Origin of the sequence: Streptomyces sp. FH025 (genome assembly GCF_017427025.1) — a bacterium.
Classification (GTDB): domain Bacteria; phylum Actinomycetota; class Actinomycetes; order Streptomycetales; family Streptomycetaceae; genus Kitasatospora.
The window spans coordinates 1-1,185 of sequence record NZ_JAFLNG010001193.1 but is presented as its reverse complement, the minus strand read 5'-3'; the positions used below and the strand labels follow the sequence as shown (position 1 = coordinate 1,185).

The 1,185-nt window shown below is 74.4% G+C and carries 2 protein-coding genes; both read right to left on the bottom strand.

Translation table 11 applies throughout. The features are described 5' to 3' along the window. Positions 1-70: 70 nt before the first annotated feature. Positions 71-865 carry an MBL fold metallo-hydrolase gene (locus J0670_RS38365; RefSeq protein ID WP_207817391.1) on the bottom strand — a complete coding sequence of 265 codons (795 nt, stop codon included), beginning with the start codon at positions 863-865 and terminating at the stop codon, positions 71-73. 163 nt (positions 866-1,028) lie between these two features. Further along, the coding region (locus J0670_RS40685; RefSeq protein ID WP_374223252.1) for a redoxin family protein at positions 1,029-1,185 on the bottom strand (157 nt) is incomplete at its 5' end.

Genomic DNA, 1,185 nt, shown 5'->3' with positions numbered 1-1,185 from the left:
GAACGGCACCGCTCGAATCCGGCCAGCCTCCTGGCCGCCCGACCCGGCTCCTCGGCCGCGCGGTGGTGGATCAGACGGCGGTGAAGCGGCGGGGGCCGTCGCCGGTGATGACGCGGCCGAAGCGCATGCCGGGCAGGTGGGCGGCGACCACGAGGTCCCCGGTGGCGCCGGCCTGGTCGGCGATGCGGTTGCGGGCCGCGCGGGCGGCGGCGGGGTCGACGTCCCAGATCACCTGCCAGTCCGGCTCCTCGAACTGGACCACGGAGTGGAACACGTCGCCCAGCAGCAGGGCGCGCCGGCCCTGACCGGAGGCCACGAACACCGTGGTGCCGGGGGTGTGCCCGGGGGTGTGGACGGCGTCCAGGCCGGGGGCGACGGTGAAGTCGCCGTCGAACAGCTCAATTTGCCCGACGATCGGGGCGAGGGTGTCGGCCGCGGCCTGCACCCGCTGCGGGCCGGTGACGAAGTGCTCCCAGTCCGCCCGGTGCACCCGGTGGACGGCACGTTCGAACACCGGGGCTCCGTCGAGGCTGGCCCAGCCGATGTGGTCGAAGTGCAGGTGGGTGAAGACCACGTCGGTGACGTCCTCGGGCGCGGTGCCCAGGGCGGCGAGGGAGTCGAGCAGCCCGCCGCCGCGGTAGCGCCCGTCGTCGACGGGGCCGACCCCGGCGTCCACCAGGACCGTGCGCCCGGCGGTGCGCACCAGGAAGCCCCCCAGCGGCAGTTGCAGCGTGCCGTCCGCTTCCAGGTGGTGCCCGTGGCACGCCCACGCGTCCTCGACACCGGGGCGGGAGAGGATCTCCGCGGCCACCTCCACCCCGACACCGTCCGCCACCGCCAACACCTCGACGTCTCCGACCTTCACCGCGCACCCTCCCTGATCCTGCGCCCGGGCGACACGCCCGGACGTTCGCGAACCATCGCTGCAACCGGGTCGGGTGTCCGCCCATTCCCGTTCGAAGAGGAGAGTTCAGGAGAACAGGCCGGCCCGCCCCATGGGGGGCGGGCCGGTGGTCAGCTGAGGGCCGTCACTTGAGGGCGGCGAGGGCGGCCTCGTAGTCGGGCTCGTCGGCGATCTCGCCCACCAGCTCGGTGTGCAGGACGGTGTCGTTCTCGTCCAGGACGACGACGGCGCGGGCGGTGAGGCCGGCGAGGGGGCCGCTGGTGAGCGCGACGCCGTAGGCC